Annotated in this window: 21 protein-coding genes; 2 read left to right on the plus strand and 19 right to left on the minus strand. The window is 51.9% G+C overall.

The window, feature by feature from the left end:
* Positions 1-62 precede the first annotated feature (62 nt).
* The 4 genes from AB3G37_RS07770 to AB3G37_RS07785 all read right to left on the minus strand — a co-directional run bounded on the left by AB3G37_RS07770 (position 63) and on the right by AB3G37_RS07785 (position 4,384).
* A complete protein-coding gene (locus tag AB3G37_RS07770) occupies positions 63-1,151 on the minus strand; it encodes an ABC transporter substrate-binding protein (RefSeq protein ID WP_009637303.1) in 1,089 nt (362 codons plus the stop codon).
* 191 nt (positions 1,152-1,342) lie between these two features.
* Positions 1,343-2,488, minus strand: coding sequence for a porin (locus AB3G37_RS07775; RefSeq protein WP_369790230.1), 1,146 nt, complete (start codon positions 2,486-2,488; stop codon positions 1,343-1,345).
* A gap of 504 nt (positions 2,489-2,992) precedes the next feature.
* Positions 2,993-3,865 (minus strand): helix-turn-helix domain-containing protein, encoded by an 873-nt coding sequence (locus AB3G37_RS07780; protein ID WP_009637301.1) that lies wholly within the window; start codon positions 3,863-3,865, stop codon positions 2,993-2,995.
* A 246-nt stretch (positions 3,866-4,111) separates the two neighbouring features.
* Entirely contained in the window at positions 4,112-4,384 is a 273-nt protein-coding gene (locus AB3G37_RS07785) for a DUF1471 domain-containing protein (protein WP_369790231.1), read from the minus strand.
* A 466-nt stretch (positions 4,385-4,850) separates the two neighbouring features.
* On the opposite strand from AB3G37_RS07785, the gene AB3G37_RS07790 reads away from it, so the two are divergent.
* On the plus strand, positions 4,851-5,993 hold the full coding sequence (locus AB3G37_RS07790) for a lactonase family protein (RefSeq protein WP_369790232.1): 1,143 nt from the start codon (positions 4,851-4,853) through the stop codon (positions 5,991-5,993).
* A gap of 50 nt (positions 5,994-6,043) precedes the next feature.
* Here the strand turns inward: AB3G37_RS07790 and AB3G37_RS07795 are convergent, their stop codons facing one another.
* Positions 6,044-6,970, minus strand: a complete 927-nt coding sequence (locus AB3G37_RS07795) for a LysR substrate-binding domain-containing protein (protein WP_369790233.1) — start codon at positions 6,968-6,970, stop codon at positions 6,044-6,046.
* Positions 6,971-7,082: 112 nt separating this feature from the next.
* Here AB3G37_RS07795 and AB3G37_RS07800 point away from each other — a divergent pair, with 112 nt between their 5' ends.
* A complete protein-coding gene (locus AB3G37_RS07800; protein WP_369790234.1) occupies positions 7,083-7,472 on the plus strand; it encodes a tautomerase family protein in 390 nt (129 codons plus the stop codon).
* A gap of 97 nt (positions 7,473-7,569) precedes the next feature.
* Here AB3G37_RS07800 and AB3G37_RS07805 read toward each other — a convergent pair whose 3' ends face one another.
* The 14 genes from AB3G37_RS07805 to tagF form a co-directional block, all read right to left on the minus strand.
* Entirely contained in the window at positions 7,570-9,171 is a 1,602-nt protein-coding gene (locus tag AB3G37_RS07805; protein ID WP_369790235.1) for a serine/threonine protein kinase, read from the minus strand.
* 23 nt (positions 9,172-9,194) lie between these two features.
* Positions 9,195-11,813: a type VI secretion system ATPase TssH gene (gene tssH / locus AB3G37_RS07810; RefSeq protein WP_369790236.1), complete on the minus strand. Its 2,619-nt coding sequence runs from the start codon at positions 11,811-11,813 to the stop codon at positions 9,195-9,197.
* 53 nt (positions 11,814-11,866) lie between these two features.
* Positions 11,867-12,910, minus strand: coding sequence for a type VI secretion system baseplate subunit TssG (gene tssG, locus AB3G37_RS07815; protein WP_369790237.1), 1,044 nt, complete (start codon positions 12,908-12,910; stop codon positions 11,867-11,869).
* Entirely contained in the window at positions 12,907-14,781 is a 1,875-nt protein-coding gene (gene tssF / locus AB3G37_RS07820) for a type VI secretion system baseplate subunit TssF (RefSeq protein WP_369790238.1), read from the minus strand. Before tssF ends, tssG begins: the two co-directional genes overlap by 4 nt.
* Before the next feature lie 2 nt (positions 14,782-14,783).
* Positions 14,784-15,356, minus strand: a complete 573-nt coding sequence (tssE, locus tag AB3G37_RS07825) for a type VI secretion system baseplate subunit TssE (RefSeq protein WP_009637292.1) — start codon at positions 15,354-15,356, stop codon at positions 14,784-14,786.
* A 49-nt stretch (positions 15,357-15,405) separates the two neighbouring features.
* The gene (locus tag AB3G37_RS07830; protein ID WP_369790239.1) at positions 15,406-16,245 is read right to left on the minus strand and encodes a type VI secretion system accessory protein TagJ; all 840 of its coding nucleotides are present in this window, start codon (positions 16,243-16,245) and stop codon (positions 15,406-15,408) included.
* Between the two features lie 23 nt (positions 16,246-16,268).
* Positions 16,269-17,216 carry a hypothetical protein gene (locus AB3G37_RS07835; RefSeq protein ID WP_369790240.1) on the minus strand — a complete coding sequence of 316 codons (948 nt, stop codon included), beginning with the start codon at positions 17,214-17,216 and terminating at the stop codon, positions 16,269-16,271.
* 23 nt (positions 17,217-17,239) lie between these two features.
* Positions 17,240-18,019, minus strand: a complete 780-nt coding sequence (locus AB3G37_RS07840; protein WP_009637289.1) for a PP2C family serine/threonine-protein phosphatase — start codon at positions 18,017-18,019, stop codon at positions 17,240-17,242.
* Positions 18,019-19,848 (minus strand): type VI secretion system-associated FHA domain protein TagH, encoded by a 1,830-nt coding sequence (gene tagH, locus AB3G37_RS07845; protein WP_369790241.1) that lies wholly within the window; start codon positions 19,846-19,848, stop codon positions 18,019-18,021. Before tagH ends, AB3G37_RS07840 begins: the two co-directional genes overlap by 1 nt.
* An 88-nt stretch (positions 19,849-19,936) precedes the next feature.
* Positions 19,937-20,419 (minus strand): type VI secretion system tube protein Hcp, encoded by a 483-nt coding sequence (locus AB3G37_RS07850; RefSeq protein WP_009637287.1) that lies wholly within the window; start codon positions 20,417-20,419, stop codon positions 19,937-19,939.
* Positions 20,420-20,494: 75 nt separating this feature from the next.
* On the minus strand, positions 20,495-21,997 hold the full coding sequence (tssC, locus tag AB3G37_RS07855) for a type VI secretion system contractile sheath large subunit (protein ID WP_369790242.1): 1,503 nt from the start codon (positions 21,995-21,997) through the stop codon (positions 20,495-20,497).
* Positions 21,990-22,550: a type VI secretion system contractile sheath small subunit gene (gene tssB, locus AB3G37_RS07860; RefSeq protein ID WP_009637285.1), complete on the minus strand. Its 561-nt coding sequence runs from the start codon at positions 22,548-22,550 to the stop codon at positions 21,990-21,992. The genes tssC and tssB overlap by 8 nt, the downstream gene beginning before the upstream one ends.
* Before the next feature lie 55 nt (positions 22,551-22,605).
* On the minus strand, positions 22,606-23,640 hold the full coding sequence (tssA, locus tag AB3G37_RS07865; protein ID WP_369790243.1) for a type VI secretion system protein TssA: 1,035 nt from the start codon (positions 23,638-23,640) through the stop codon (positions 22,606-22,608).
* A 32-nt stretch (positions 23,641-23,672) separates the two neighbouring features.
* Positions 23,673-24,395, minus strand: a complete 723-nt coding sequence (tagF, locus tag AB3G37_RS07870; protein ID WP_009637283.1) for a type VI secretion system-associated protein TagF — start codon at positions 24,393-24,395, stop codon at positions 23,673-23,675.
* Between the last annotated feature and the right edge of the window lie 12 nt (positions 24,396-24,407).

Raw genomic sequence — 24,407 nt, forward strand, 5'->3', positions numbered from 1 at the left:
CGAATCAATGACCAGAGTCAGATCATCGGGATCCCCTGAATTGCATTGAAGTTAAACGACGGCTATTTGGCCGCAGCGGCGCGCCACTGTTTGATATAGTCCAGACGCTTTTTCTGCTGCAGATATTCCAGCAGCGTTTCGTCTACCGGAATCGGCTTCAGGGCGTTGCCGAGCATTTTAGTCATGCCGTCAATATCATTTTTGCCTTCAATATCATTGCGGATAGAGGGAATATCGGCCTGATTTGCCAGAATGCTTTGGCCCTTTTCAGACAGCACATAGTCGAGCCACAGCTTGGCGGCGTTGCTGTTAGCGGTGTCTTTGGTGATAAAACTCACCCGTGACAGCACCAGCGTATAATCTTTCGGATACGAAATGCCCAGTGTCGGATCGGTTTTGGCGCGTGCTTCGGCGTAGGAGCCAAGGATATTAAAACCGATCAGGTTTTCACCCGACGAGACCCTTTCCATCATTGTGCCGGTGGAGGATTGCACCGTCAGGCCACCTTTGGCGATATCAGTCAGGCGTTTGAAGTAATCAGGATCGGCCTTGAAGTCTTGTACTGAAAGCATAAAGCCAAGACCGGATTTCTCGATATCGTAGGTAGTGACTTTCTTTTTGAATTTATCGGTTTGGCTGGCAATGAGTTTTGCCAGTGCTTCATGCGAGTCAGGGACATCTGCGGCAGGGATAAGACGTTTGTTATAGATAAATACCACCGGCTCATAGGTGGTGCCGTAGGCTTTATTTTTCCATACTGCCCATTTCGGCAATTGGCCTTGCTCGGGGGAGGCATACTCCGCGGCGTAATCGGTAGCCAGCTTCAAAGCTGTGTCCATCGATGAACTCCACACTACGTCACCACTGGTGCCTCCGGCTGCCTGTTCGCTGATATAGCGGTTATACAATTCGGTGCTGTTCATATCGTTATATTCAACTTTGACGCCGGGGTATGTCGCCTCAAAGCCTTGAATCAGCGGGCCTGCCGCTTTGGTATCAGTGGTGGAATACACCACGACCTTGCCTTCTTTTTTTGCCCCGTCCACTATTTTTTGATAATCAGCGGGATAGCCTTGCGGGAAATCGGCCAGAACAGGAGTGGAAAAAACGGCGGTTATCGCAATGACAGATAGCTTGAATTTATTTAACATTATTATTAATCCTTAGTAACATATCGTTATAAAATGTAACTTATAGTGGATATGCACTCAGGCGCAATCATGTAGCCGGCTTATCTTCTCGTTTTGTGAGGCTGGGCGATATTTATTCAATAATAAAAAAACCGGCTCATCACTGAACCGGTTTTTAAAATTCTTAACGACTTTAAATACTGAGGAAGGTATTAGAAGTTGTAGTAGAACGAAGCGTAAGTCTTGTCATCTTCGCCTGGTGAGGTCGCAATAGTGCGCTCAACATACAGGGAAATGCGATGATTGAAGTCAAACGCGGTACCCAGGTAGATGTGGTTGGACTCATAGTCTTCGCCGCCTTTCAGCTTAAGCGTATCCGCCGCAACGTAAGGCTGGATTGACTTGAACCAAGGCTTGTTGAAGGTAAATGTGTAACCCGCAAACGCTTCCAGGCCATAGCCGCTGCCTGCGAAGAAATCACTCTGGTTCACGTTATCTTTGTGGCTAGGAATATAGTTGGCATAGTAGTTGGCTGTACCTACCAAATACCAGCTGCCTGGCTGCCAGGTTAAAGCGGTCGCGGTAGTTTGCTGATGATACAACTTGCTTTCACTGGCATTCTGGCTTTGCTTGACGGTGGCTTGAGTATTGGTGTAGACGCCACTCCAGGTCAGGGTCGGAGTTATTGCATAATCAACACCGATACCTTGTCCGCCGCGGCGACGATAGTCGAGGTCGCTGGTTGCAGCAGTCTGGGTATACGGCAGCATGTAATGCGCTTCAACCGTGAACTTGCCCCAGGTATTTTTGTATTTAAAGGTGTTGTAAGGGCGGTTACCGCCGTCAAAGTCACCAGCAAGACCTACGCCTTCGCCGGCTGCCTGACCATCGTTGTCCCACACGTCACTTTTTGAACCGACGATATCGTAATAAACGCCATACTGTTTACCGAAGGTGAAAGTACCGTAGCGATCGTCTTTGAAACCGTAATATAACTTACGTTTTTTCAGCTCGTCAGTGCCTTTGGTATAACCAGAGTCAATACCCAGTACGTGATACATGTTCACGCCCAGTTCATACATACCAATAATGGATGTATGGCTGTCTAACGCGTAGTCACCGCTGAAGCGGAAACGAGTACCGCCGTCATGGCCGCTAGATGCGCCGTGAGTTTTGTTCTCGGTATTTTCCCACTCAAATTCTGGACGAATACTACCGCCAATTTGAATAGAAAGAGGAGCCAACAGCGAGTTACTTGTAGTGTTTTTATCCAAAACGGTTATTTCAGCATGAGCGCTCGCCGAAATCACCGATAATATTACTCCGCCCAAGATTACTGGCCGCTTCAAATTACGCATTTTTCCCTGTCTCCAATCATAATGTTTTTATTTTTTTGAAATATTCAGTAGCACCGCGGATAAATATTTAACATGACAAAGTTTGGGGGGAAAGCATTAAGTGTGAAGAAGGTTATGAGCGGAATGAAAATGCGTGCAGGTTTTTCGCCTTTAAATGTTTTTAAATGTAAGATGAGGAAACTTTTGAATTCAATTGAGGCATTTTTAGATAAAAGTGATTATTTATTAACCGAGTCGGTCATTCGAATAAGTTCACTTTAGAAATATTTAATTACAATCTTAATCTGCTAATGAACGTAAATCAAATAATCCACACTGTTCACTATTATTATGCGAATAATTAATTATAGACCGTCTTTTAATCAGCGTTTAATAAATAGGCTAATAAATTCCTATAGATTACAAGAGGTTTGATTTTGAAGTGAGAAGTATGCCCCAAATATATGATGGGGCTATATAATATAAGTTTTAATTATGAAGTGCGGATCTTAAATTGCTTAAGGTTTATTCGATGGGTACTAAATATTGACAGCTAAAATACTCGACATCGATTTTATCGAAGATAGGAGTATGGATTTCGATATCAAAACCCTTACGTCGCAATAAATTTTTCTCGGGCAAATCCTTGAGATAAATTTTAGAGACGAAGTCCCTGAACCCACTTACATCGCCATTGAAAGTAAAACGAGCATAGCGACCAGCCTCAATGTTGATTTTTTCACTCTCCAGAGCAAATGAGCGGTTCATGTCGCGCTCAAGTGCCACCGTGTAGCTCACTTTGTAATGAGAATCTACCTCGTTAAAGCGCGTATAATCGACCAGGCCATAGAATCTTGAGGGTGCCACTGCCAGTGATGACAGCCTGCTGGTAATTGTTTTTGTGCGAAACTCGTGAGAAAAACATTCCCCATTCTCGACAGAGCATTGGGTTAAATGTGGATGACCGGTCAATGCCAAAGGTTCAAGATTGATGATGCTTAAGTCGCTACTTTCTTGTTCAGTATAATAATAGGGCGGTAACAGGCCGTACATATCAAAATATTCCGCCCTTCTATAGGCGTGGGGTGTCAGTTTAAAATTTTGCCGAAAAGCGCGAGTGAAAGTTTGCTGAGAGTCAAAACCGTATTGCATTGCAATTTCATAGATATCTTTTTTAGTCAGGCGCAATAGTAATGCCGTTTTAGACAAGCGGCGGCGACGGCAATATTCTCCCAAAGCAGTCCCGGTTGATTTTTTGAATACTCTTTGCAAATGCCATTTTGAATAACCGACGCGCTTTGAAATATTGTCCAGACTCAAATCGCCTTCAAGATTGTCCTCTATCCAATGCACCAGCTCATTAACAACATTTTCTCTTAAGCTCTGTACTTCTTTCATCACTACCCCTGAATACATTGCAAAATATCGTCTGATTATCAGTACGGCGAACAAGGCAAAGTTCTGTTTGTTACGTTTTGATGATCAACAGCAAGGATTGTAGAGGGGATATGTTAACGAGTATTAACATATTGTGGCGTTAATACTTTTCAATGAATAAAAAGCCCGCGCGTTAGAAAACGCACGGGCTGAATAGGTTTCTAATGACGGTGTTACAGAGCGCGAAAGCTCAGTAATGACTTGGCATTATTTATAGGTTTTAGCCACAGCTTCGAAATTGTTGCCATGCTCTCTTGCCGAAATGATCGTGTAATACTTAGCGCCTTTCTCATCAGCCAGCTTGGACAGCGCAGCATGTAAATCACTTGGAGAACTAATCTGGCCGCCTGAGCTGCTTACCGAAATGTTTCCAGCTGATACCAGCTTGAAATGTTTGGCTTCTTGAGCAGAAATCATATCAGCCGAAAATGCGGAATAAGAGGTAGCCAGTAACACTGCGGTTAATAACAACTTTTTCATAAAAACCCCTGTTTTTTGAGCGCTAATAGTGGTGAGTTTATCGACGGCTGAAATTGCACCGTTTTTACATCGTTAAACGTAATATAACAAATTGAATTATGCAAACTCACACTTACACATTATGAGAAACTTTTGAGGGTTTTGCGTCATTGAACAACTTTTACATTTTTTAAGCAGATTTTGGCCAATTGTAAGCCAGTCCTTTAACGTATCAGGTTGTTTGCTTGTAAAATTTTTGTTAACGGCTTATACAGAGTAACGAAGGAGTTAGCTCTGTTTTAGACTGGATTTTTGTCAGTGCCACTCTAGGCAGAAAAGATCGCACTGCTGTCAATGAAAGGGTTGTCAGAGCAGCAGTTGTACCAGCCAATTTATTGAGGTTTTTATGATAAAAAGAAAATTTAAACGTACCTTACTGGTTCAGGCGTTAAAAATTGCTACATTCTCATTATTTCTAGGTGCAAATATGTCTTATGCCACAGAAAGTGTTCCAATGGCTCCGCTAGCGAAGAATCTTCCCGAGCAAACGCTGCTGATAGGGAGTTGGACGGGTGAAACCAAGGGCGAAGGGGTGCAGAAACCGATTTACCCTAGTCAGGGCATTTATAGTGTACGTTTAAACAAAGACGGCACACTGCTGCCTTTGGATGTGCTTAAAATTTCCAACCCATCATGGATTGTTTACAGCCACGATTACAAATTCGCTTACACCACCAATGAAGATGATGCAGGTTCTGTTACTGCGTTGAAAGTTGATAAAGATGGCAAGCTGCATATTATCAATCAGGTCGAGAGCCTCGGCCAGCAGCCTACCCACGCGACGATTACCCATGACGGTAAATATCTGCTCGCCGCCAATTATTCTGTAGCACCGAATCATGCCGGATTTAGTGTTTTCCCTATTAATAGCGATGGTTCGCTGGGTAAAGCTATTCAGCACGTTCCATTCAATACTGGCTCCCATGTTGTCGCCGACAGGCAAGACAGCGGCCATGCGCACTCGGTGAATATCACTCCTGACGGTAAGATGCTGTTTGTGGCAGATTTGGGCGCAGACACCATTCACGCCTTTAGCTATCACGCCGACAAAAAAGAACCGTTTACCGCCGAGCCTTCGCATGACCTGCATTTCAAACCGGGTGAGGGTCCACGCCACATGACCTTCTCTGCCGACGGCAAGTTTGCCTATGCCAGCACTGAGATGTCAGCTCAGGTGCACGTCTATGCGGTTCAAAACGACAAGCTCACTGAAATTCAGGTGACTAACCTGACTGAAAGCACCGATCCAAATGACAAAGGCGGTGCGGGTATTATGTTTAGCCCGGACGGTAAATTCCTTTATGTCGGCAACCGCCGCAGGACCAATGAAATCGTGGTATATAAAGCCGATGCCAGCACCGGGAAATTAACGGTGAGCAATCGCTTTTCTGCCGGTGGTATTGAACCGCGCGCCTTTGCTTTCGACAAAACCGGGCAGTATCTTTTTGTCGCTAACGTTTTCTCCAATAACATTGTCGAGTTGCATCGCGATGCCAATAGTGGGGCTTTGACACCGACCGGTGTAACGTTGCAGATTGGCACGCCAACCGATATTAAATTCTTGCCTTAAGCGCTTATATAAAAGTGACCAAGCCGCCTCTGAGCCTCAAGAGGCGGCCTTTATTCTGCAATGCCAAAACGCCCCTGTAGCCACCGACTAAATACCAGCACCGCGCGTGGCGGATGAATAGTATAAGGCCGCAAAATCCATATTTTATCGGCAAACGCTTCTATTATTCTCCAGTCCATCAGCACCTCTTCTAATTGACCTTCCTCAATAGCCACTCTGGCGCTAAAGTCCGGCAGCATAGCAATCCCCATTCCTGATAAAGCGGCATCACGGATTGACTCACTATTATTGGTTGCCAAAGGGCCTTTAACATTGACCTTAAGCTGATTCATCGGGTTGGCTATTTCCTCGAATATCCAGCGTGGAAGTTCAGTACCTCGTGGATAATAAAGACAGTCGTGCGTAGATAAGTCGTTAGGGTGGCGGGGCACGCCATGGGCGGCTAAATAGGCTTTGGAGGCGACCAGTAAAGTTCTGGTGCTGCATAGCGGCAGGGCAATACTGGTTTCAGGCAGATTATTAGTATGGCGAATGGCAATATCAAATCCTTCGTTTACCATCGGCACAATTCTGTCCTCGACCTCAAGCTGAATGCGTACCAGGGGGTAGCTTTTAAGGAACTCATTAAGGCAGGGCAATAATTGCTGTCTGGCGAAGGCGACAGGCGCGGTAATACGAATTAACCCCTGCACCGATTCCTTCATATCTCGGATGGCAAAAAAGCTTTTCTGGATATCGGCGAATGGCTGTTGTAATTCTGCCACAAGTTTTTCCCCCGCAGAGGTCAGGCGGACACTACGCGTTGTTCGCGATACCAGTGCAATCCCAACCTCGGTTTCAAGCTCTTTAATCTTTTGACTAAATGCGGCCTTGCTTACTTCAAGCCGTTCTGCGGCACGGGTAAAACTTTTTTGCTCGGCCAACACCGTTAACCAGTAAAGATGATGCCAAAGAGCATCGGATTTAAGATTAGCCATGCTGATTGTTCACTATAGCGAATAATGAATTCAACTATAGCGCTTTTTCAACCGGCAATAAAATGTCAGAGTAACCCTGTGAGCTGTTATCAAATAATAATCAGGGGAATTTATGCCATTACTTCAATTTGACATCATCAAGGGCCGCACGGCTTCTGAGGTTAAAACACTTTTGGATGTCGCCCACCAGGCCGTATTGACTGCTTTCGAAGTCCCAGAGCGGGATCGCTACCAGATTGTTCACGAAAATCAGAGTCACTATATGGTATTCCAGGATACCGGTTTAGGTTTTGCACGCTCCGATAAGCTGGTGGTAGTGCGGGTATTTACCAGCCCGCGCAGTGAAGAGCAAAAGACCTATTTTATGAAGATTCTGGCTGAAGAATTCCAGAAACATTGTGGTATCGGCGGCGAGGATTTGTTTATAAGTTTTATTACCAACAGCAAAGGCGACTGGAGTTTTGGCTTCGGCGAAGCCCAATATCTGACCGGCACTCTGTAATCTCATAGCCTGATCCGTTATTACAGAAATTAAAATAAAAAAGCCGAGCGCAAATCAATGCACTCGGCTTTTTGTTAGTTGTTAATCGATAGCGGTTTTACGACGTCGCGGGAACCGCAGCAATAAACCAGACTCCGGGCTTGTCGATAGTCAGAGACTGAGGATACTGCTTGCCCTGACGCTCAACAACCAGATGGTGTTCGCCAGCCGCAAGCGGTAGCTTCACCTGCCCCTGAGCATCGGGTGTCACCTGCTGCCTGATGCCGTCAAGCGTTAGTCCATCGCCAGCGGTGAGTTGCAGATACACGTTGGCGACCGCTGCCGCCGGAGTCGAGGCTTTTTGCCGAGAGTGATCAACTGGCGTCGGCGTTGGGTCTGTAGTCTTGGCAGCGGTTGCTGATGCCTGCCTGGCCTGGGCATCGACAGCCGGGGCCGCAGTCTCGGAAGACGCTACCGTAGCCGGGGCCGTTACCGCTGCCTGTGGTGCGGGGCTCACGGGTGGCTGAGTCGCAGGCTCCAACGGTTTATTGGTAGCGAGCTGTTCATTTACTGCTGCATTTTTTACCTGCGGGTCGGCGGCAGAATGATGATGAATCAACAACGCGACTATCAGCACGATTGCCAGCGCGCCCAGCGGCAGGACAAGTCTCTTGTTCAAACTGCGCGGAACAGGCGTTATGTTCGCTGCGCCCGTAGTCTCGACGGGTGCCACGCCGGGCCTGTCAATTCTCTCCCGTTCTTTGCTGTCAGTGGTTGCCAACGATTGCGGATGCAGGGTATCCAACACGTCACGGGTAGTGGCAATCGGCAGTGTCATCAAAGTGGCGAGCTCATCGACAGTTTGCGGTCGGTCGGCGGGCGCCAACGCCAACGCGCGATCAATCGCCGATAACAGGCTGAGTGAATAACCTTCCAACTGTCGCTGGGCCAGTGGTTGCAGCGTGTCTTCAATACTGCGCACCACGCTCACTGGCGGCGCTTCCCCAACAATCAGAGTGTAAAGCACCGCTCCCAGCGCGTAGATATCAGTCCAGGGACCCTGATCGCCATCACCATCGTCAGTGTATTGTTCAATTGGCGCATAGCCCGGTTTGAGCATAATTTCTGTTTCATCTGACAGGTTGCCGATCTCTTTGCGCGCCGAGCCAAAATCCAGCAACACTGGCAGCTCATTATCCTGAATCTGGATATTATCCAATGAGATATCGCGATGCAGGTAACCAGCATTGTGCAGCGTTTTCAAAGCGCTAAACAGCGGCGGCAGCAGTTGACGAATAAACTGCTCATCGATGATTTCCGGCGTTTTTTGCTGCAATTCCTTCAGCGTCTGGCCGCTATACAACAGTGTCGCCATATAAGCCGTGCCGTTGTTCTGCCAGAATCGCAGTACGTGCAGCAGGCAGGGGTGATTAAAGTTCGCCAGCAGCCGCGCTTCCTGAATAAAACTGTTCAAACCGGCATGGAAAATTTTACTGAATCGCTCGCTGCGCAGGCCGAGGGTCATGTCCTCATTGCGCACAGCCATTGACCCCGGCATATACTCTTTGATTGCAATCATCCTTTCCAACTGATGATCCCAAACCTGATAGACGATGCCAAAGCCACCGCCGCCAATCACCTCTTTGATTTCAAACTCGTTAAATTGGTATCCGACGGGCAATGCTGCAAGCGTAATTTTATTATTATTAGATCCCGACATGATTCCACTCCGCGATGCTGAGATTATGCTGTGAACTGATATTGAAATTCATTTTGCTGGTAACTCACTTCTAGCTGCAGATAGCGTTGGTTCTCACTGCTGGCAGAAAGCAAAAGCTGACTGATTTGCGGAAGCAGGGTTTGGGTCAGAATCGCATCGACCATTCTGCCTCCCGACTCGGTTTCGGTACAGCGGCGTACCACCTGTTCGGCAACGCTTGCGGCGAAATGCGCAGTGATGCCGTGATTATCGAGCAGCCGTCGTTGCACGCGTGCAAGTTGCAGATTAACAATGCGGATCAGCATGTCGTCGCTCAACGGATAGTATGGCACTACCATCAGGCGACCCAGCAGCGCCGCCGGGAAAATCTGCAACAGCGGTTGGCGCAGCATGCCGACCAGCGCTTCGGGCTGTGGCAGCAGGGAAGGGTCGGCACACATGCCTTCAATCAGCTCGGTGCCGACGTTAGAGGTCAGGATGATCACCGTATTGCGAAAATCAATGTGCCGACCTTCGCCGTCCTCCATCCAGCCTTTATCAAACACCTGGAAAAAGATTTCGTGCACGTCCGGGTGGGCCTTCTCGATCTCGTCAAGCAGTACCACGCTGTAAGGGCGACGCCGCACGGCTTCAGTCAATACGCCGCCTTCGCCATAGCCGATATAACCCGGAGGCGCACCCTTGAGAGTCGAAACGGTGTGCGCTTCCTGAAATTCGCTCATATTAATGGTGATGACGTTTTGCTCGCCGCCGTACAGGCTTTCCGCCAGTGCCAGCGCGCTCTCGGTTTTACCCACACCGGAAGGGCCGCAGAGTAGAAACACGCCGACCGGCTTATTGGGGTCGTCCAACTGCGCCCGTGAAGTGCGAATACGGCGGGCGATGGCGTCGAGGGCGTGCTGCTGGCCTACCACGCGCTGGTTAAGAGTGTCGGCGAGCTGCAATACTGCGTTGATTTCATCTTTGATCATTCTGCCCAGTGGAATGCCGGTCCAATCGGCCACCACGGCGGCGACTACGTTGGCATCGACCGCCGGATATATCAGCGGCGACTCTCCTTGCAATACCTGAAGCTGATGCTGAAGACTCTGCAACGTTTCGCGCAGACTATCAGCGTTTATGGTTTCGGCATCACCCAATAGTTTACGTTTTTCGCCAATCAGCCGGGTTAATTTCAATTCATTCTGCCAGCGTGCTTCCAGCAGTTCTTGCTGCTGTTGCTGTTCAATCAATTGTTGTTGCAGCGCTTCGGCCCGCTGCGGCGAAGCTAAACCGAGTCGGATTTCACGCTCGACTATGCCTTGCTCGATTTTCAGCGCCTCGATACGGTGGCGGCAGTCTTCAAGCTGTGGCGGCGGATTATGCTGACTCACCGCAACGCGCGCGCAGGCGGTATCGAGCAGCGCCACGGCTTTGTCCGGCAGTTGGCGCGCGGGAATATAGCGGTGCGACAGCCGAACGGCGGCTTCTACTGCCTCATCCAACAGCAAAACCTGATGATGTGCCTCGAGAGAGGCCGCGATATTACGCAGCATCAGTCGCGCTTTTTCCTCACCCGGCTCCGCCACCTGAATCACTTGAAAACGGCGCGTTAACGCCGGATCTTTCTCGATATATTTCTTGTACTCTGCCCAGGTGGTCGCGCCAACCGTGCGCAGTTGGCCACGAGCCAGTGCCGGTTTGAGCAGATTGGCGGCATCACCGGTTCCCTGTTGCCCGCCTGCACCAATAAGCTGATGGATCTCGTCGATAAACAGCACCACAGGCGTAGGGCTGGACTGCACCTCATTGATCACCGCCTGCAATCGTGCTTCAAACTCACCTTTCATTCCTGCACCGGCTTGCAACATGCCGATATCCAGCAACCAGAGCTGCACATCGCGAAGGGCCGGGGGCACGTCACCGGCCGCGATACGCAATGCCAATCCTTCGACTACGGCAGTTTTACCTACTCCAGCCTCACCGGTTAACAACGGATTATTTTGACGGCGACGCATCAGAATATCGACAATCTGGCGGATCTCTTCATCACGACCGGCGACCGGATCGATTTTGCCCTCGCGCGCCTGGCGAGTCAGATCCTGACCGTACTTCTCCAGCGTTTTTTCCGCGCCCAGCGCCGGGGAACTGTTTTCCACAGGGTGAGTGGCCGGAGCCAGTTTCGACTCGTCGCTGGCAGAGAAAATCAGTTCGAACTGGCTGAGCAGCTCATCGCCGCCAAGTCGCTCAAACTGCGGTGAAATGGAGGTCAGAACGCTGCGTAAATTAAAGGTTTTGACAATTCCCAACAGCAAGACGCCGCTGCGGATCTTGTCGGCTGCGAATTTTAACGAGCTATAAACCCAGGCGCGCTCTACCGCACTGTCGATATGTTCCGAGATATCGGAGATGGCGCTCGCGCCGCGCGGCAGGCGGTCAAGCGCGGCGGTAATATCACGCGCCAGCGCGGCTTCATCCAGCGAAAAGTGGCGAATAATGGCCTGTAAATCACCGTTCGGCAGCTGCATCAGCTGGTGCAGCCAGTGCGCCAGCTCAACGTAAGGATTACCGCGCAGCTTGCAAAAGGCGGCGGCATTCTCGAGCGAGGAGAACAGGGGCGCATTCAGTTTGTTAAACAGGACGGAACGACTGATTTCTGACATGATTTTCCTCGAAAAATTAACAACTCCATTTCTTCCCTGTCACCGGAGAAGCGCTATAAATCCAGACTAAACACCAACTCGCCGCGATCTGCAGGGGCGGGCTGTTGCCCCAACCAGCTGCTGTAACCCAACCGCTGCTGGCCACCAATACAGACGCCCGACACATCTTCCTTGCGCAATACCAGCTTCAACTCCCAGGCAAATTCGATGCCCAGATACTGACGCACCCAATCGCGAAGCTGGGTTGCAAACGGCTGATCGGGAAGAAAACGCTGATACTCTTCAAGACGGAGCGGGCCGAGCTCGATGCGAAACTTGTGCTGAATATCGCGCACCGCGACGCCTAAAAACATACTCTGGCCCAGGCGCGGCATGGAGCGACCGGCACGCAGCCGGGCCTGTTCTTTGCTGCCGACGTGCATCCACTGCGGCACGTTGGGCACCACCTTGACCTTGATGTTGAAGTAAAAAGCCAGCACCTTTTCCAGACCTTCCGGCGTGCGACGCTGGCGGGTTAAGTGCCCGGCCAGCGCAAAGGGTGCATGTTCACTGATGCTGTCGCGGTTCTGCTGAGCGGGTAAACCGCGACCGGTCAGGCTGGCCAGATAATGATTGAAGCGGCGGTTGTCTTCGCGATCCAGAGAAACTGTAGGTTGCGCATCGGCCCAGGCGCGATAAAACAGCAGCGTCAGGCGGTGATGAAAAATATCCAGAAACTGCGTCATGCTGCTGTCGGCGTAGTGACTGACCCGTTGCTGCGCGTATTCGGTCATGTGTAGCGGCAGCGGGCCGTTAGGGCCGAACAGACCAAAGCTGTAAATCGAAATATCGTGCAGCGATGAGTCTGCACGCATTTTGACGCTGGCAACGGTTGACGGCGCAAAGGCCAGCGACGGCAGTTGCCCGATGCGCACCGGCTCATGGTGTGGATGAGGGGCCTGCCCCAGTAGATAGCGCTGGCCGCCCTGAGCATCGAGCCGTCGCAGCAGTTGAAACAGATCGTAGTGATAAGGTGAAGCCATCAGTTTTTGCCAGAAATCCTCCGACAAACGGCCCAGCACGCGCCATTGTGCGGGCGCGGCGAGAGTCTCACTCATATCAGCGTCCTCAGGCCCATGCGCGGCGGCCAATAGCCTATCTCACCGTTTTGCAGGCTGGTCAGCGTCATTTCGGTAAACGAGTTGATTGACACCATGCGCGAGAACAGCTTTTCCAGCACACTGCCGAGCAGCCACGGGCTCATTCCGGAAAATGACTGCTCGTCGACTTCGAGATTAATCGCAATCCCGCGAGCAAACACGATGGGTCCCGGCTCCGGTACTCGGCGATACACCGACTCCAGCCGACAGTGACGAATACCTTCAATCTGCTTGCCGACAGCCGGTTCGGCCAGATTGGCATACAGGCCGAGCTGTTGACGCAGCGCCGCAGCGCCCTGTGCTGCATCGACATCCATCAGACTGAGATAATCCAGCTGGAGTTGGCTTATCAGTTTCCAGGAGATAGCACCTTCGGCCAATGCCGGGCGCGGCGCGGTCGGGCCTTTACGCATCACGACTTTGCGCACGGGTGCCGAGGTCGGCAGGGTAAAATCATCCTGCCCCTGCTGCATCAAAATCAGCGGCAGGTCACGGTTGGTACACAGCACGTCGGCCTGAAGATATTTCAGTTCCGGCGACCACGGTGACTGCTGTTCATCAATTAACGAGATAAACACTTCTGAGCCGATATAACCGGTACGCGTGCCGTAGTTGCGGGCATTTTCCGACAGCGTGCGCTGTTCGCGGCGGGTGGAAAAATAGGCACCGTAGTTTTGCTCATCCTCACTGAAAGTGTTCCAGAACGGGCGGAAGATCTGCTCTTTTTCCATCCCTTTACCGCTGCCGTAAAGCTTTTGTACCGAGTAAACCTCGTAGTCCAACGGGCTGGCGTTGTCGACAACCAGATGATATTCGTTGGTCATTTCGCTGAGGTTGATGCGCTCGGCAACGCGAGGGAAAAGGTTAATCGCCGGAGTGCAAAACATTGATAAATGTGTGTTATCAACCACACGCTCCAGCTCGCTGTGTGTCTTGTCGAGCAGGATGAGAATATCGAACTGGCGTTTATCGCGACTTTCTACGATCAGCGGTTTCATCCCTTCGATGCTGAAAAACATAAAACGAGTCGGGAAGGCGAAATATTCCTGCAACAGGCGATACCCGCTGAAATTGCGTAAATCTTCCGGCAACAGCGCCTGCTCGGCGTCAAACCCTTCCTGACGCAGCGCGTTATCGGGCAATAAACGATAGCTGCCGTCGGGAGACGAAGTCTGGCAAACCACGCCGACACTGTGCTGCATCAGTAATTCCAGCAGACCTAACGCCGGACCATCCGCCGCGCTGAGATGAAAGGTCAGCTTGTCGAAGGCCATGCGATTCAACGGCACGTCGCCCTCGCTTTCGACGCGGATACGCAAGGCACTCACCGCGCCGCGACTCTGTAACTCTGAGGAGGGCAGCGGAATATCGGCCGGAATACCGCCCAGCTCCACCTGGCTGATTTTCAGCGGCAGCAGCGTGACATCGTGCGCCGTCTGATATTTACAGGTAATGCCGCGGCGTTTCATGCTCTGGTTTTCAATCATCGTGCCACGAGGAATGAGAAAACCGCTGTTAATGTTGCCTTTGGTTTTATCTGGCTGAAGTTCAATGATCGCCATCGAAGGAGTGGGGGCCAGATAATTGGGATAAATCATTTCCAGCAGGCGCTGGGAAAAGCGTGGAAACTCGGCGTCCATTTTCAGCTGTACGCGCGAGGTCAGGAAGGCAAATCCCTCCATTAATCTTTCTACATACGGGTCGGCGACTTCAATACCGTGCATGCCCAGCCTGCCAGCCACTTTAGGATTGCGTTCGGCAAACTCGGCACCCATTTCGCGCAGATAGGAAAGCTCGCGATTGTAATACTCAAGCAGTTTGCGATTCATGATTAGCCGAGATCCTTAAGTTCAAAGTGCCCGATTTCTAAATCAATGTCGGTGCGAAACAGGAATTCCAGCGGCCAGGGAACGCACCACAGATTGCCCTTGATTTCGATCGAGAGAATATTGTGTGTATCCAGCGATTTTGGGTCGGTAATACATTTCACCTGCAAGTCGCGGGCGATAATTCTTGGCTCAAAATTGATAATTGCCTGCGTCAAACGGCGCTGCACATCATTCCATTCGATATCCGACATCCTTTTACCGGCCAGCGGAGATACGCCAAAGTTGAGCACCGATGAACGAACCTCGGCAAAGGCGGTGAGATCGTGTTGCTCTTCGTTATTCACACAGTTGAACAGCCACTGTAAGTCGCGCAACACCTGTCGGCGCAGCTCGCTGTGGGTAATAACGTTTTTTGCCGGGTTGAACTCACGCTTTTCCGGCTCGTCGTCGGTCAATCGGTCAAGCAGGCCGGGCTGCACTTTGTCACGGCTGGTCATGCGCGGATTATTTTCACGCGCCTGATAGCCCGTGCGGAAAAGGTCTTCACCTTCCGGCATCAAAGAAGTGGGCTTCATAAGTGGGCTCCGGCTGAAGGGGAAGGGCTGATTAAGGTAAAATCAGGAATTATTCAGGTTCGCTGAATTGCAATAAGTCGATTTCCAGTAGCGAAAATTCCCGATCGTCGTCTAGCCAAACGCGCTGACCGTGGCCGATAAACAGGTCCTGGGCGGCGTCAGGCTGTGACCATTCGGTTTTTTGTGCCAGCATCAGTGCTTCTTCGCTTTGAGTGTTCAGGGCATCATAAAAGGCGAACGGATAGCGGACCGGCAACTGGCACACCTGTTCATTGCCGTTACGCAGTTGGACCAGACAGTGCCGCCATACTAAATCAGTGACGCTGGCCGGCGGCTGAAACTGAATTCGTTCAATAGCGCTAAATGAAATCCAGTGATAAACACCGTTTACAATCGTTTCGCATACCGGACCGAGGCGATCGTCCCCGTCGGCCAGCCAGGCAAAATCCAGCGTAGCGGCTTCATTTTCTCCGGGTCGCGGCTGGCGACGCAGCTGGCCGGGATTTAGCGGCGCGGCCTCTAATGCCTGGTAACGACTCTCATCGGCGTCCAGATTGTTGTTGAGCAGGGCTTCCACCATCAGCTTTAGCCAGGGTGCGTCATCACTTAATAGTCTTGGCGACGCCTCGCGGTTAAATACCTGCTGACGCTGCAGTTCGCCTTCAACCGCCTGACTCAATAATGTCACCGTCGGCAGCGCCAAGGGTGCCAGCACTTGCCAGGCTTTGAGCTGTGCCAGTGCGCCGCGCCAGTCACCGCGTAAACACAATAATTGCACCAGCGATGCCCGCAGATCAGCATCTGCCGGACGAACGCCAATGTCACTGCGTAGCGCTTCGATAGCCTGCGCCAGTGTGCCGTTGCGCAGCATGTCGGAAAGGAGTGTCATACAGAGCCTCACTGTGTGGTTGGCTATTTGTTGTCGGTTTTGGCCAGCGTATCGGCGGCAGGATTGCGCCATTCAGGATGCAGTTTCTCGATGAAAACCGCATTTAGCGGGATGTTGCTGCCGTTCAGGCCCCACTGTTGGCTAAGATTTTTTAACTGCGCGGGCTGTTTACTGCCCGGCTGGCCCTCAATCGCCATTTTTCCTTTAAAACGCCAGGCGCGTGCATTGCTGTCATAGGGCAAGATTAGCCAGCTGTCTTTCACTGCGACGTTAGCCAGAATCAGTCGCTGGTTGTTGGCGCTGAGCACGCTGAGTGCGGTTTTTTCTGCATTTTCTGGCAGGCCCAGCAGCGGATAGCCGCTAAGATAATTTAGCGCTTCGCCGCTGCCTGGCTGGTTCTCGGCGCTACCGTTCAACCATCCCTGCGGGTCGCAATGCAGACCGCTTTGCCCGCTGGGAAAGAACAACGCGCTCGACTGAGGGCCCCAAAAGGTTCTGAAATGGCAGGCGTCGGGCGTTTCGAATTTACTGATCTGTGCGGTGTCGGCCGCCTCGGGCGAGGGCAGAGACGTTGCGGGTGACGGCGTTGTTGCGGTGGCGGTCTGCTGCGCGCTCTCGCTTTGTTCGGCGGTGACTTTCCAGCCGTTTTTGTTTACTGCCGTGCCTTTTTGCTGTAGCTGCCCTTTGCTGTCTAGCGCCTGCCAGTTAAGAGTGGTCAACTGGCTACACTCTTTATGCATTAACGCACCCACGGCGGGAAGGAATTCTGCCAGTGAATCGGCATTGAATTTCTTTTGTGCGACGATACGCAAAGGCAAGGTCGGCGCACACCAGCTGCTGGCACGAGCACTTTTTACGTCATCGAGATACGCCGCCTGTTTGCTGCCAGGTGACCAGGCAATACGGTAATCTTGTGCCTGAGCCAGTGCCGGCAGAGTGAGCAGGCACAAAGGCCAAATCCATGCTTTCATAAGGTCTCTCACCTGTTAATCGGCTACTTGTTGGGAGCCAGCAAAATTCTTTGCGCGTCGCCGAGCGAATGCAGCAGGGTGGTGTCCTGCGGATTACCGACCCAAATCGCGATGGCAGAAAAGTTATCTTTTTTCTCCGAGCGTTTGAGTATTTCCAGCATCAGCACCAGCCATTCATTGGGGGAATTGACCATGCGCAACGTTTGTTCCATATCGTCTGTGCTTAACTCGTGCCAAAAGCCGTCGGTACAGAGTAAAAACACGTCACCGTCTTCCAGTGGCAATACGTCGCTGTAGCTGGCTTCGCGCTGTTCGTGCATCCCCAATGCGAAGTAGAGCAGGTTACTGTTAACGCCCTGGGTCTGATAACCCGCATCTTTCATCTGCTGTACCAGGCTGTGATCGCGAGTGGTCTGCATCAAATAGCCGCGGCGAAAAGCGTAGAGTCGGCTGTCCCCGGCGTGCGCCCAGTAGGCCAGTTTGTAATCACGATCGACAAACAGGCTGACCAGGGTAGTGCCCATATTTTTCAGTTCGCTACTTTGTTTCTGCCCGGTCAGGATTGCCTGATTGGCACGATTGATATGCTGCGCAATGTGCTGGGCATCGAGATGGTTTTCGCCGTTGAAATTCTCGAGCAGAGTGTTGCTGGCGATTTGCGCGGCGACTTCTCCGCCCGGAATGCCAGCAATGCCGTCACACACCACAAAACAGGCTGAGCGATTGCCCACTATCTGCCCGATGCTGTCCTGATTGCTGGCGCGAATTCCCTGATTAGACGTCGTTGCAAAAGTAATATTCATTATTTTCCCTGTTTGGTTTGCAGGTCTTTGTATTGTTCAACTTCAACGTCATAGGCATGCAGAAAAGCCTCGCCAAACAGGGTATGGAAATCATCCTCAATTTCTCCCGACGTCTTTTGATAGTTCTTGATGAAATAGTCCCAGAGTGCAGCCTTGCGCTTGGTGGAGAGCGCCATTCGCGGCAGCTGTCCGGCCTCCCGCGCCTGAGTTTCCAGCAGTTCTGGATTAAAAGATTGCAACATGGCAGCGATGATGGCGCGAATGCCGGCGATCATCCCGAGCTGGTGGGCCTGCAAATCGATTAACGCGTCACGCACCGCCTGTTCTGGCTGCATAAAACCCGGCATCTGAGTACCAAACATCTGCATCAGTACCGTTTTCCCGGAAGGCAGCAGTTTGAACGGGTTGTTGGCTTCATCGAGGATCATCGTCATCTCCGCTTTGACCCCGCGTTTCAGCATTGAGCGCGAAGACAGCAGCGCGACGGTGCCTTGCGAAAACAGGCTGACAACCTGGCCCAGCAGGCGCATCTTCTCTGCGTCGAAATCCGGCTGATTTTGCATATCGCTCAGGCCGATGCCTTCCAGCAGGCCTTGCAACAGGTTGCCGTCAAGGTGCGGGCTGTTATCACTTTGCCGCGCCGGTTGGCGCTGGTAGGAAACCGGATCGATACCCATGCGGCCCGCTGAAAGCGAAGGTTGCGGAGCAAGTTTTTCTTCCGGCTCAAACGTTGGGTTAACGGGAGCTTCTGACGAGGGTTGTTCGGCAGTAAAAGGAGCTGAATGAGGCTCGTAGGCCTGCTGTGGCTCAGGAGAGAGTTGACGACTTGCCTGCTCTGCCTGTCGCGCAAGATGAGCCTGAATTTCAGGGCGCATCTCTGATGGCAATGGCGGCTGAGGATCGGGGCGTGTCAAAGCTTCTGTCGGCAGCGGCTGTGAGTGCTGAACAGAGGGCTGTTTGGGCGGTTCGGCCTGCGGCTCAATACTCTGAAAATGCTCCGGCGGCGTTAGAGGCTGGCCGCTATCGACCATCAGGCCGAACAGGTCATTGCCATCGGACGAGGTTGCTGCGCCGCCAAACAGTGCCAGCGGATCCAGTTCCTGCTGCGCCGAGTCGGGCCTTTTTAACGATGATTCCTGTGCCAAAAGCGCGCTCGGCGTCGGATTCTTAAGAATGTGTTCCTGCTCAAACGGGCTGTCGGCTGTGAATAGGCGCGTCGGGTCGGTTTCGCGTTTATTGAGCTGGCGCAGCTCGGCAGGGTTTTCGATTTGCAGGATAGGATCAACAGGATTCAATTCCTGGGTCTGCAACTCGGTCAGCGGATTATTTTTAGCTTTTTGCACATCGGCAGCGGCCTGAGCCTGGGTTTGCGCACGGTTATCAGTGGAAAATTCATCGGCAAGGCTGTCCCATATTTCACCGGGAATCGCGGCTGCCGGGCTGAGCTGAGAGCTGGCTGGCACGGCTTTCAACGATTTTGACATCAGCGTCGCGTCCGTTTTTGGTGCGCTTTGAGCCAGGGATGACACCTCAATCAGATAGTCACCGATACCCAGCCGATCGCCATCCTGCAATTCAACCTGACGACCGCGCTCCAGTGGAATGCCATTGAACTCAACGTTGATCACATTGCCGCGATTGGTCAGGCGGCATTCGCCCTCGGCAGAAATATGGACCAGCGCCTGCAACCGTGAAATTGCGCGGTTTTCATCTGGCAAGGTGAAATTATTATCCTCACTGCGGCCAATAGTGCCACCCGGCGGGGCGAAGTCGCAGCTGGTCTGGGGGGGCTGAACGCCATTTTTACTTTTTACGAGGGTAAATCGCATAGTCGCAACCTGAATGAGTTCACCTGAGGCGGAACTATCCCCTCCAAAAAAGAGGGGATTTGTTAAGTTTTTACCAAAAGATAGGCGATTAAGAACCGGTGTTCTGTTTGATATCCCAAGTGAATTCGGTAGAAGCACCCTGACCACCGGTATCCAGCTGCACCCAGTATTCGCTCTTGACCGACGCGGCCTGGAATGAATAGTTGATGCCGACGGTGTCATCAGTGTGGGCACCGATATATTGCACTGCGGTCACTAAAACCTGAGTCAGAACGATTTGGGTGTACTCAACCTGAGTCCCACCGGCCTTGCAAACAGACAATGTAATGGTTGGGATGTGCTCACCGTTGGCACAGTATTTCATCAGGCTCGGCGTCGCTTTGTCGATCAGTGCATTCACGTGCAGATCGTTAAAATACACTTTACCGGCACCGCCACCGCCACCGACGTTCATGTTGTTTGGCTGATTGGCGCCCCAGGAGAAAGATAAAATGTCCGACCATCCGGTGTGGTTGGAATCTTTTGATTCGCCAGTGATACCGCTAACCTGCAGGAACATTGAAATAGCCATAGTTGAAAAACTCCATTAGTCATTGTGTAAACGAAGGGGTAGTGAAAACCGACAAGAGATAAAAGCGAGTGACCGCTAAGCCTGCTTTTGTTTAAGCGAAGGCAGTTTGGATACCAGGCGCAGAGACACCGTTAACCCTTCCAGCTGGTAGTGCGGGCGCAGGAAGAACTTGGCCGAGTAATAACCGGGATTGTCCTCAATTTCTTCGACCTGGATTTGTGCGTCAGCCAGTGGCTTACGCGATTTGGTTTGTTGGGAAGAGTTGGCCGGGTCGCCATCCACATAGTGAACGATCCACTCGTTCAGCCAGCGTTCCATGTCCTGCCGCTCGCGGAACGAACCAATCTTGTCGCGCACAATGCATTTCAGATAATGGGCAAAGCGGCAGCAGGCAAACAGGTACGGCAGGCGCGCTGCCAGTTGAGCGTTGGCGCTGGCGTCGGCGTCGTAATACTCTTCCGGTTTTTGCAGCGACTGCGCACCGATAAACGCGGCAAAGTCAGAGTTTTTACGGTGAATCAGAGGGATAAAGCCGTTTTTCGCCAGCTCGGCTTCTCGACGGTCGCTGATGGCAATTTCCGTCGGACATTTCATATCCACGCCGCCGTCGTCGCTCGGGAACACATGGCACGGCAGGTTTTCAACCGAACCGCCGGACTCGACACCGCGAATCGACGTACACCAGCCGAACTCTTTAAATGAACGGTTGATGTTTGCGCCCATGGCGTAGGCGGCGTTGGCCCAGGTGTAGTTCTTGTGGGTTGCGCCTTCGGTATCTTCTTCAAAATCAAAGCTGTCTACTGGATTGGTGCGAATACCGTAGGGCAAACGTGACAGGAAGCGCGGCATCACGAGTCCCAGATAACGGGTATCTTCACTTTCGCGCAGCGTGCGCCAGGCAGCGTACTCAGTGTTCTGGAAGATCTTGGTCAGGTCACGCGGGTTAGCCAGCTCTTGCCAGCTTTCCATTTGCAGCGCGCTCGGCGAGGCACCCGAGATGAACGGGCAGTGCGCGGCGGCGCTTATCTTGGCAATCTCGCCCAGCGTTTCGACATCCTGCGGGCTGTGGTCGAAATAGTAGTCGCCAATCAGGCAGCCAAACGGTTCGCCACCAAACTGTCCGTACTCTTCTTCATAGATTTTTTTAAACAGCGGACCCTGATCCCAGCCGATACCTTTATGGCGTTTCAGATTGCGCGCCAGCTCTTTCTTGCTGATATTCATCACGCGGATTTTCAGCATTTCGTCGGTTTCAGTGTTGTTGACCAGATAATGCAGACCGCGCCACGCGCCTTCCAGCTTCTGGAAAGATTCGTGATGCATGATCTGGTTAACCTGCTGCGACAGCTTCTGGTCCATTTCTGCGATCAGCGCCTGAATGGTGCGGTAGGCGTCGGTCGACAGCGGCACGGTATTTTCCAGCGCCTGCTCGGCCAGGGTTTTCACCGCGCTTTCAATTGCATCGCGGGCAGAATCGGTTTTTGGCTTGAATTCTTTATTGAGCAGCGCCGAGAATTCATCCTGGGTAAAGCTTTGCTGTGAAGCCTGTTCAAGAGGAGTCGTTGAGGAATTACTCATGATTAGTCTCCGTGCTGCTGTCTTCTGCCACTTTGTCGGCCGGTTTCGCGGCGTTAGTCAGCGATTTGAGCAGGGTAGGGTTTTTAAGGATTTCAGAGATCAGCTCTTCAGCGCCGTTTTTGCCATCCATATAGGAAAGCAGGTTGGAAAGCTGGGTGCGGGCGTCGAGCAGTTTGTCCAGCGGCTCGACGCGACGGACGATAGCGTCAGGTGAAAAATCGTCCATGCTGTTGAACGTCAGGTCTACGCCCAGCATGCCCTTACCGGTCAATGTGTTATCGACGTGATAGGCAATGTGCGGCTGTAAGGCCTTCATGCGCTCGTCAAAGTTATCGATGTCAATTTCGAGGAACTTGCGCTCGTCGATAGGCATTTGGTCCTGCTGCGACTGGCCCACCAAATCTGCCATTACGCCCATGACAAAGGGGATCTGGATTTTTTTCTCGGAGCCATAAATTTCGACGTCATATTCGATCTGCACGCGCGGTGCACGATTACGGGCAATGAATTTCTGCCCGCTGCGGGCTTTTTTTATGCCTGGGAAGTTTGCCATCTGGTTTCTCCATCAAGTAAATGCACTGCGGTTAAATAAGAGTCGGCGCGAAGGCCTAGCTGTCGTTACGTCCCAACACGCCTTTCAGCTGATTGACAGCATCGGGTGCCAGTTCGCGGATAATCTCCAGAAAATCGAGCTGAATCAGCCGCTCGACGCGCTCCAGCATCATCGGTGCCGGATGGCTGGGTTCGTATTGACGAAAATATTGCTTCACTTTTTCCAGCATCAGCTGGGCGTCTTCTTTAGAGGTGAGCTGTGCCTGCCGCCAATCGGTCACCGGCGGTGCGGCGGTTGTGGTCGCTGTGGGCACGGTATTTTCTCCTGCTATCGCTTCGGCGGCGGCAAGTTGCTCGTCTTGTGCCTGCAGCCGTGCCTGTTGCTGCTGGTGATAACCCTGCAACAGCGCAGAGAAAGTACGAAACAGGCCACTGAGATCCGGCATTCCGCTTTCGCCCAGATGACCGGTCACCCACTGGTGCAGCTGGCGCAGGCTGGCGTCGATACTGACCAGTGTCTGCACGGATGGGTTTTCGCCGTCGGCCAACTCCTGTTGCAGGCGCGACAGGCCGCCGGGATAACCCGCACAATCATTTTTACTGCCGTCTATTAATGCAGCGGCATCTCGAAAAGAGATTTCACCGCTCGGGCTTTTCAGCAATTTGGCCTGTCGCAGCGCCGCCATTAATGAAGACTGCTCGCCTAGACTGGCCAGGGTATTAATGCGCAGCAGCGGGTCCGGCTCGCCGTCGAAATTAAGTTCGGGATAAAGCTGCTCCCAGTATTTCTCGGTGATCGCGGTTAATAAACTTAGCCCAGCTTCAAAACCTTCCAGCCCGTTGAGATGAGTCCAGGCTTCGGTGAGCGGTAAAATGACCCGTAAATCTTTAGAGCGAGTCATCAGCGCCTGGCCCTGTTTTTCAACCTGACGCCAGTCCGGGGCTTCGGCGGGGATAATGGTTTTGCCAAACTGTTGTTCGGCTTTGCCCTCGCAGGCGCGTTCGAAACTCATAAACTCGGCGTCATATTCGAGATTTTCCCCGCAGGGATGTTCGGCACTGATGGGTGCCAGCAGCGGTTCGATATTCATCCACGTTCCTGTCTTGCAATAAATTAAGCGCCTCATTCAAACATCGGCGGATAGAGACCATTGCGCCCGGTGTGTCGGGCATTGGCCGACTGAAACAGCAGTGAGAACAGACGTGTAGTAAAGTTTCCGCTGTGGACGTGTGTAAACAGCGGGCTGCCGTCGCTCTGGTTGGTCCACCAGAAGCTGGTGTACTGCGACGGGTTAAAATACTCCTCGACCTGCGGCCAGTTCAGCGTGCCGGGAATGTCGCGATAGCCAATAACGTCGAAAATGTCCGAAAGCCCACCGGTATCCGGTTTCGGCAGCGCGGGCATGGTTAGCAGAGACTGATCGAGCTGGTCGGCGGTGCAGCGCTGATTCACCGCCTCGTTAAGTGTCATGCCCAGTTGGCGATACCACGGACCGGCAATGCGCAACTGTAGCGGATGCCATTCTTCGAGAGTCAGCAGGCTCATCGCGCAGATGGGATACTGACGCCCGACGCGGTCCTGTGCCGGTAACATGCATCCCATCTGAATGTGTTGACCGCTCAGCGCGGCGGGGATAATAAAATTCCATACCGGCGCCATGGCGAACTGCGTCACCGGTACGCCGGTTGCGGGCTGCTGCTTTTGCCAGGCAATCCCCGACTGAAACCAGTGAGACCAACTGTTAATCAGCCCGTCCGGCAAGCGACGACGCAAAAAATCGCCATTGCCGGGAAGTTTTCCGTACCAGCCGGGCGCAGGTCTGTCGGGCGTAGAAGGTTGCGTCATCTTGTTTTTCCT

This window comes from Rouxiella sp. WC2420, assembly GCF_041200025.1.
Classification (GTDB): Bacteria; Pseudomonadota; Gammaproteobacteria; order Enterobacterales; family Enterobacteriaceae; genus Rouxiella.

Bases quoted from the DNA above. Each gene is read 5' to 3' on its own strand.
- tssH (WP_369790236.1), bottom strand. From the start codon at position 11,813: ATGTCAGAAATCAGTCGTTCCGTCCTGTTTAACAAACTGAATGCGCCC.
- AB3G37_RS07850 (WP_009637287.1), bottom strand. From the start codon at position 20,419: ATGGCTATTTCAATGTTCCTGCAGGTTAGCGGTATCACTGGCGAATCA.
- AB3G37_RS07790 (WP_369790232.1), top strand. From the start codon at position 4,851: ATGTCTTATGCCACAGAAAGTGTTCCAATGGCTCCGCTAGCGAAGAAT.
- tssC (WP_369790242.1), bottom strand. From the start codon at position 21,997: ATGAGTAATTCCTCAACGACTCCTCTTGAACAGGCTTCACAGCAAAGC.
- AB3G37_RS07775 (WP_369790230.1), bottom strand. From the start codon at position 2,488: ATGCGTAATTTGAAGCGGCCAGTAATCTTGGGCGGAGTAATATTATCG.
- AB3G37_RS07780 (WP_009637301.1), bottom strand. From the start codon at position 3,865: ATGAAAGAAGTACAGAGCTTAAGAGAAAATGTTGTTAATGAGCTGGTG.
- AB3G37_RS07805 (WP_369790235.1), bottom strand. From the start codon at position 9,171: ATGTCGGGATCTAATAATAATAAAATTACGCTTGCAGCATTGCCCGTC.
- tssA (WP_369790243.1), bottom strand. From the start codon at position 23,640: ATGAATATCGAACCGCTGCTGGCACCCATCAGTGCCGAACATCCCTGC.
- tssB (WP_009637285.1), bottom strand. From the start codon at position 22,550: ATGGCAAACTTCCCAGGCATAAAAAAAGCCCGCAGCGGGCAGAAATTC.
- AB3G37_RS07785 (WP_369790231.1), bottom strand. From the start codon at position 4,384: ATGAAAAAGTTGTTATTAACCGCAGTGTTACTGGCTACCTCTTATTCC.
- AB3G37_RS07830 (WP_369790239.1), bottom strand. From the start codon at position 16,245: ATGACACTCCTTTCCGACATGCTGCGCAACGGCACACTGGCGCAGGCT.
- AB3G37_RS07795 (WP_369790233.1), bottom strand. From the start codon at position 6,970: ATGGCTAATCTTAAATCCGATGCTCTTTGGCATCATCTTTACTGGTTA.
- tagF (WP_009637283.1), bottom strand. From the start codon at position 24,395: ATGACGCAACCTTCTACGCCCGACAGACCTGCGCCCGGCTGGTACGGA.
- tssF (WP_369790238.1), bottom strand. From the start codon at position 14,781: ATGAATCGCAAACTGCTTGAGTATTACAATCGCGAGCTTTCCTATCTG.
- tagH (WP_369790241.1), bottom strand. From the start codon at position 19,848: ATGCGATTTACCCTCGTAAAAAGTAAAAATGGCGTTCAGCCCCCCCAG.
- AB3G37_RS07835 (WP_369790240.1), bottom strand. From the start codon at position 17,216: ATGAAAGCATGGATTTGGCCTTTGTGCCTGCTCACTCTGCCGGCACTG.
- AB3G37_RS07770 (WP_009637303.1), bottom strand. From the start codon at position 1,151: ATGTTAAATAAATTCAAGCTATCTGTCATTGCGATAACCGCCGTTTTT.
- tssE (WP_009637292.1), bottom strand. From the start codon at position 15,356: ATGAAGCCCACTTCTTTGATGCCGGAAGGTGAAGACCTTTTCCGCACG.
- tssG (WP_369790237.1), bottom strand. From the start codon at position 12,910: ATGAGTGAGACTCTCGCCGCGCCCGCACAATGGCGCGTGCTGGGCCGT.
- AB3G37_RS07800 (WP_369790234.1), top strand. From the start codon at position 7,083: ATGCCATTACTTCAATTTGACATCATCAAGGGCCGCACGGCTTCTGAG.
- AB3G37_RS07840 (WP_009637289.1), bottom strand. From the start codon at position 18,019: ATGAATATTACTTTTGCAACGACGTCTAATCAGGGAATTCGCGCCAGC.